This window comes from Achromobacter sp. (assembly GCF_032113835.1).
Taxonomy (GTDB): Bacteria; Pseudomonadota; Gammaproteobacteria; order Burkholderiales; family Burkholderiaceae_B; genus Achromobacter.
The window spans coordinates 1-6,674 of the sequence record NZ_DAMCTG010000151.1 but is presented as its reverse complement, the minus strand read 5'-3'; the positions used below and the strand labels follow the sequence as shown (position 1 = coordinate 6,674).

At 62.8% G+C, this 6,674-nt stretch carries 5 protein-coding genes; 3 read left to right on the top strand and 2 right to left on the bottom strand.

Translation table 11 applies throughout. The features are described from left to right. The 3 genes from RT697_RS26575 to RT697_RS26565 form a co-directional block, all read left to right on the top strand. On the top strand, positions 1 to 1,438 hold a 1,438-nt coding region (locus RT697_RS26575; protein ID WP_313702621.1), incomplete at its 5' end, for a cation:proton antiporter. 134 nt (positions 1,439 to 1,572) lie between these two features. Further along, positions 1,573 to 1,800: a hypothetical protein gene (locus RT697_RS26570; RefSeq protein WP_313702620.1), complete on the top strand. Its 228-nt coding sequence runs from the start codon at positions 1,573 to 1,575 to the stop codon at positions 1,798 to 1,800. A 216-nt stretch (positions 1,801 to 2,016) separates the two neighbouring features. Further along, on the top strand, positions 2,017 to 3,507 hold the full coding sequence (locus RT697_RS26565) for a sensor domain-containing diguanylate cyclase (protein ID WP_313702619.1): 1,491 nt from the start codon (positions 2,017 to 2,019) through the stop codon (positions 3,505 to 3,507). Positions 3,508 to 3,572: 65 nt separating this feature from the next. Here RT697_RS26565 and RT697_RS26560 read toward each other — a convergent pair whose 3' ends face one another. Both RT697_RS26560 and rng read right to left on the bottom strand, forming a co-directional pair. Further along, the gene (locus RT697_RS26560; protein WP_313702618.1) at positions 3,573 to 4,274 is read right to left on the bottom strand and encodes a DUF3053 domain-containing protein; all 702 of its coding nucleotides are present in this window, start codon (positions 4,272 to 4,274) and stop codon (positions 3,573 to 3,575) included. A gap of 396 nt (positions 4,275 to 4,670) precedes the next feature. Continuing rightward, the gene (rng, locus tag RT697_RS26555; RefSeq protein WP_313702622.1) at positions 4,671 to 6,134 is read right to left on the bottom strand and encodes a ribonuclease G; all 1,464 of its coding nucleotides are present in this window, start codon (positions 6,132 to 6,134) and stop codon (positions 4,671 to 4,673) included. Positions 6,135 to 6,674: the final 540 nt, after the last annotated feature.

Here is a 6,674-nt window from a genome sequence, read left to right as displayed (position 1 = left end):
GATGGGCTTCGTGCTGTCGTCCACGGCCATCGTGATGCAGATCCTGGCCGAGCGCGACGAGACCACCAGTGCGCAGGGCCAGCGCATCGTTTCGATCCTGCTGCTTGAAGATCTGGCGATCGTTCCGCTGCTGGCGCTGGCCGCCTTGCTGGCGCCGGCCGGCAGCGGCAGCGATGGCGATCCCTGGCTGCAGGCGGCCATCGCGGTCGGCTGCATTCTGGCTCTGTTGGCCGCGGGCCGGTGGCTGCTCAATCCGCTGTTTCGCCTGCTGGCCGCGGCGCACGCCCGCGAAGTCATGACCGCGGCCGCCTTGCTTGTCGTGCTGGGCGCGGCGCTGTTGATGGAACTGGGCGGTCTTTCCATGGCCATGGGCGCATTCCTGGCCGGCGTCCTGCTGTCCGAGTCCACGTTCCGCCATCAGCTCGAGGCAGAGATCGAGCCGTTTCGCGGCATCCTCCTGGGCCTCTTCTTCCTGGGCGTGGGCATGTCGCTGGACCTGTTGGCCGTTGCGCGCGAATGGCCGCTCATCCTGGCTGGCGTCGTCGTCTTCATGGCGGTCAAATCGGTGGGCGTGTATGTGGTGGCGCGCCTGCTCCGCGCGACGCACGCCGAAGCGATCACCCGCTGCGCGTTGCTGGCGCAAGGTGGCGAATTCGCCTTCGTGCTCTACAGCGCGGCCGCTGAAAAAGGCATCTTCGATGCGCACACCGGCGCGGTGCTGACCGCGGTGGTCATCATTTCCATGGCGCTCACGCCGCTCTGCGTTCTGGCGTTGCGCTGGCTGTTGCCCAAACCCGCGCCCTCCATGGACGGCGTGGACGTGGCGCGCGATCTCGACGGCTGCGCCTTGATCGTGGGTTTTGGCCGATTCGGCCAGATCGTGACGCAGGCGATGTTGGCTCGCGGGGTCAAGGTCTCCATCCTGGATACCGACACCGACGCCATACGCGCCGCCGCGAAATGGGGGGTCAAGGTGTATTACGGGGACGGTACGCGCGCCGACATGCTGCGCTCCGCCGGCGCCGAGAACGCCTGCGCCATCCTCGTGTGCATCAACGACCCGCGCGCCGCCACCCATATGGTGCAGCTCATCAAGTCAGAGTTTCCGCTGGTGCGATTGGTGGTGCGGGCCTACGACCGCATCCATTCGCTGGCGCTTGCCCGCGAAGGCGTGGATTTCCAGGTCCGCGAAACGCTGGAGTCGGCGCTGGTGTTTGGCGAAGCGGCGCTGCGCGCCATCGGTGTGCCGGCCGACGAGGCCGAGGAGGTCATCCAGGATGTCCGGCAACGCGACACCGAACGCTTCGACCTCGAGGTCGCGGGCGGGCTATTCGCCGGCCGCTCGTTGCTCTACGGCAATATGACGGGTCAACCGGATGGCATAAACGACCGGCCCGACCGCGAAACCGGCGATGCCGCCACCAGTCCATCCGCCTGACGGTTGTTTTTTGGCGCGCATTTCGGGTTCTTTGCATTACTTTACGCATCATTTCACGCGCAAAATCAAACGGCTAGGGTAGATTAATCCGCAATGACGCTTCACTCAGGAAGCGCTTTTGCCAGGGGGCTGCCATGCTGCAAACGGACCGTAATTCGACCACGTCGCACGCCATTGGAATCGAGCTTGCCCGGCGTCAGGCCATGACGCTACGCTGCGGTTTCTCGGGGGTGCTGACGCGCCAATTAATGGCGCAGGCCGGCGCGGTGGGGCCCGCATGGGCCATCGGCGCCCACCGCGAAACCGACAAGGCGCGCGGCGCCAAGGCCTTCCCTTTCCGCATCGCCGCCGCAGTCTCCTGACACCCCAGCCCGGGCGCGCCGCGCCCGCCGGCAGGGTTTCGCCGCGCCGGTCGCGGCCCCATCCCGTCTCAACACCCGCCTCCCGCGATGATCGCCGCCCAGGGTTCCGTGTCCCGGGCGGCGATGCCTTGCGCCCGGCATCGGACAACGGCATCATCATGCAGAACTTGCAGATGAACTACGCCAACCCGACCGCCATCGCGAAGGAGCGCCGTATTGAAATCCCGCGGGATCGTGCACCGTACGCTGTACGCGCTGGCCGGCATCGTCGCCATCGGTATCTGCGCGGCGGCCATCGCCTTGTTATGGATAGACCGTCGCGTCACGTGGGAATCCGCTTACGTATCGGCACGCAACCTGGCTAGCGTGCTTTCGGCGGACATAGGTCGCACGTTTCATGTCTACGATCTTTCGCTGCAAGGCGTGATCGAGCGCCTGCGGGAACCCGGCCTTGGCGATCTCGACCCGCAATCCCTGCACCGGTTCCTCTTCGACCGTTCGGCATCGGCAGCGTATCTCGGCGCCATCTTCGTGCTCGACGCCCAGGGCAACATCCGCTACCACTCGCTCGCCTTGAACCCGTCCAGGCTCAATTTCGCCGACCGCGATTACTTCCAGGCGCATCGGGACGCCGACAACGTGGGGCTCTTCGTCAGCCGGCCATATGACAGCCGTCTGCGCGGCGGCGATGAAAGCATCGCGATCAGCCGGCGCATCACCAACCCGGACGGCAGTTTCGGTGGCGTGGTGGCCGGCTCTCTGCGCACCGCGTACTTCCGCGACCGCTTTGCCGAAGTGTCCATCGGTCCGCACGACGCCATCACGGTCTTTCGCAACGACGGCGCCGTTCTCCTGCGCAATCCGTACTCAAGCGCCGACGCCGGCAGCGGCGTCGACGTGCCGCTCGACTTTCAGCAATACCTGATCGGCCGCGAGGGGGCATTTGTCGGCGTGCTGTCGCACGACGGCGTCAATCGGCTCTATGCGTTCGACGCCATCGAACGCACGCCGCTGGTGATCGATGTCGCGCTGGCCGTCGACGACCTGCTTGAACCGTGGATCCGACGCGCGTTGCTGATCGTGCCCATCACGTTGGCGCTCTTTGCCTCGGTGATGGCGCAGATCGTCCTCTTCAGGCGCGAGATGCGCTGGCGGCATGCATTCGAAGCGCAGTTGGCGCGTCAGGCCCAGACAGACGGGCTGACCGGCATCGCCAACCGGCGCACTTTCGACGACACGTTGCAAGTGGAATGGGCGGCCGCGCGGCGCGATCGCACGCCGCTGTCGCTGCTGTTTCTGGATGCCGACCACTTCAAGCGCTACAACGACCGCTATGGCCATCAGGAAGGCGACGTGCTGCTCCGGACGCTGGCCCTCACGTTCCAGGACAATGCCCGCCGCCCACGCGATCTGGCGGCGCGTTATGGGGGCGAAGAATTCGTGGTGCTGCTGCCGGCGACTGATCGCGAGCAAGCGTTGACCATCGCCGAAAACATCCGGCGCGCCGTGGCGGATCTAGCGGTTGCGCATGAGGACAACGAAGGTGGCATCGTCACCGTCAGCATCGGCGTGGCCACGACTACCCCGCAGGCCGACGACGGCTCGGCGGCCCTTGTGGAAGCCGCCGACGCCGCCGTGTACGAAGCGAAGGAATCCGGCCGCAACCGTGTGTCTGCGGCGTCGGGCGTGAGAACCGCCGCTGCATGAAAAAGCCCCGCCGCACCTTCAGGTGGCGGCGGGGCGATGCGAAATGTCGGGTGTTGAAGCGGCGCTTAGCGGCCCATCACCACGGCCTGCAGACGCGTCTGGGCCTGTTGCACGTTCTTGGCCTGCGCGTTCATCTCTTGCAGCAGCTTGTTCAGCTCGGCCTGCACGGCAGTGTCCGTCACCGTCACGCTGGTGCCGGAGATCTCGATCTTCGACTTGTTCGCTTCCACGTAGTCGGCAACCTTCAGCGCGACGTCATAGGTGGCGTTGATCTGCGGCAGCACGTCGGCAAACGTGTCGGCCGGCAGGGTGATGGTCTTCTCGTAAGCCTTGTCGTACACGACCTTCAAGTCTTCAGGCTGCTTGAGCTGGGCGCGAGCCGCGTCGGCCTTGGCGCGGTGTTCCTTCAGCGCCGCATTCATGTCGTTCAGACCGGCACGCACGGTCTTCAGGTCCTCGCGACGCGACACGATATCGTTGACCGAGCGCACCTGGCCCTTCTGCAGGATGCCCGACAGCGGCTTGACCGAGGCGTCCATGCCGGCGTTGAAATCTGTGATCACGGCGTACTGGGCGGCGTAATCGCCAAACGACTTCTTTTCTGCATCCGTGAGTTTTGGCACGCGCACACCCGGCTTGTCCACGATGCGCGTTTGCAGGAACTGCGTGAACGCGGCCCGCTGTTCGGGCTCCTTGTCGCCGCAGGCGGCCAGCATGAGCGGCAGGGCCGCGACCAGCACCAGGAACGGACGGAATAGGGACTTCATTGCAATGACCTCCGAATGACTAGGGGAAAAGCGCCGAGACGGTTACCGACCCGGCAAAGCGCCCGCAGCTTAGCGATAACCCTTAGTCGCCGCCATCGGTTTCAGAATTCATTGCAAACGAATCGTTAAGTCACAAAATCCACACATATCGAGTTGAAGCGCGTTGGCGAATCAGGTAAGAGGCACCGTCATCGCTCTTGCATTGAATGCAAATCGCGGTGAAGAGTGGCTCGCAGTGCGGTTCGTAGCCCGACTCGCCGGGCAGGATGCCGTCGCCAGTTGCATGGCATTTTTCCTGCTATATCGTGAGGATCTCGTCACACATAAAAGAAAAAAGCCGCGCTGATGTGCGCGGCTCTTCCTTCAGTCCGATGACTAGGCATTCATCTGATGCCGTCAAACGAGGATGATGTCGTACTTCTCCTGCGAGTAAGCCGCTTCCACTTCCAGCGATACCCGCTTGCCCACGAAGTCGCCCAGCATCGCCAGGTGCTGGCTTTCCTCTTCCAGAAAAAGGTCGACCACTTCCTGCGAAGCCAGAATGCGGAACTCCTTCGGATTGAACTGCCTGGCCTCGCGCAGGATCTCCCGCAGGATTTCATAGCAGACCGTGCGCGGCGTGCGCACATTGCCGCGCGACTCGCACATGGGGCAGGGCTCGCAAAGCTGATGCGCGAGCGAATCGCGCGTGCGCTTGCGCGTCATTTCCACCAGTCCCAGTTGCGTGAAGCCATTGACGGTCATGCGGGTCCGATCGCGCGACAGCGCCTTCTTCAGTTCCGCCAGCACCGTGTCGCGATGTTCCTGTTCCTCCATGTCAATGAAGTCCAGGATCACGATGCCTCCCAGGTTGCGCAAACGCAGTTGGCGCGCAATCGCCTGCGCCGCCTCGAGGTTGGTCTTGAAGATCGTATCGTCGAAATTGCGGCCGCCCACAAAGCCGCCCGTGTTGACGTCCACCGTCGTCAACGCTTCCGTCTGGTCGATGATCAGATAGCCGCCCGACTTCAGGTCGACCCGGCGGGACAGCGCGCGCGCAATCTCGTCGTCCACATTCGCCGTATCGAACAAAGGCCGTTCCCCGCTGTAATGCTGGATGCGGTCCACCACCGACGGCGTGTAGACACGCGCCCATTCCAGCATCGCCGCAGTCGTCGTCCGCGAATCGACCAGAATCGACCCGGTATCGGGGCCGACCATGTCACGCAGCACGCGCTGTGCCAGCGTCAGGTCCTGGTGCAGCAGCGCGGGGGCGGGTTGCGTGCGGGCCGACGCCTGCACACTCGTCCACAGCTTGCGCAGATACTCCACGTCGGCGGTCAGCTCAGAGTCATTGGCGCCCTCGGCCTGCGTGCGCACGATGAACCCGCCTTTTTCATCAGACGGCATCAACGCCTGCAGACGTTCCCGGAGCTGGATGCGTTCCGACTCCGAATCGATCTTCTGCGAAATCCCGATATGCGGATCATGCGGCAGATACACCAGCATCCGCCCCGCCATGCTGATCTGCGTGGAAAGTCGCGCGCCCTTGGTGCCAAGCGGATCCTTGACCACCTGCACCATCAGGGTCTGTCCCTCAAAAATCAGCTTCTCGATCGGCGTTGGCGTCAGCCCTTGGCTGCGTTCTGCGCGATTCTCACGAAGATCCGCAATATGGATAAACGCGGCGCGCTCCAGCCCGATATCTATAAAGGCACTTTGCATCCCCGGCAGCACGCGGACCACCCGCCCCAGGTAAATGTTGCCGACGTGGCCCCGCTGAATGCTTCGTTCGACGTGCAGTTCCTGGACCGAACCTTGTTCCACCAACGCAACGCGGGTTTCGAACGGGGTGACGTTGATCAGGATGTCTTCGCTCATGGCGATAGCAGGGGGCATAACGTGTCTGTCTCCAATGAGGTGCGGCGTACAGGCGAATAGTAAACGTACATACTAGTCCCGCCATCAGGGGCTGCCGCCATCTATATATATAGGGAAGACCGTTCGCAAGCCATGCCGCACTCGACGGAGCAGGGCGGATCGGCAAGGAAACTGCAGAGGCCAACAACAATTTTGCGACGCCGCCATGACAGCGCAAAATTCTGTGCTATAGTCTCGCTCCTTCGCAGCTCACACAGTTTTTTGAGACGCGAAGCGAAGCAAGTGCAACAGGCGAAGCGGGGCAACCCAGCATCATCTGCCGCAACAGCAATCAGAAATGAACGCTCCGCGGTTATTGCAAAGATCGACGCAAATTAGGCAGAAGCCAGTTGCAAGATCTGCAAAAATTGTGCTATAGTTTCGGGCTTGGCAGTTACTGAAAAATTAGGGTTTACCCTGATGTTTCGATAGCTGCTAGGACAGGACGAAAGTCCTGGCGAGACCTGAAGAGGTCGCCGCAAGAAAGCGAAGCAAAGTAAG

Bases quoted from the DNA above. Each gene is read 5' to 3' on its own strand.
- RT697_RS26570 (WP_313702620.1), top strand. From the start codon at position 1,573: ATGCTGCAAACGGACCGTAATTCGACCACGTCGCACGCCATTGGAATC.
- RT697_RS26560 (WP_313702618.1), bottom strand. From the start codon at position 4,274: ATGAAGTCCCTATTCCGTCCGTTCCTGGTGCTGGTCGCGGCCCTGCCG.
- rng (WP_313702622.1), bottom strand. From the start codon at position 6,134: ATGAGCGAAGACATCCTGATCAACGTCACCCCGTTCGAAACCCGCGTT.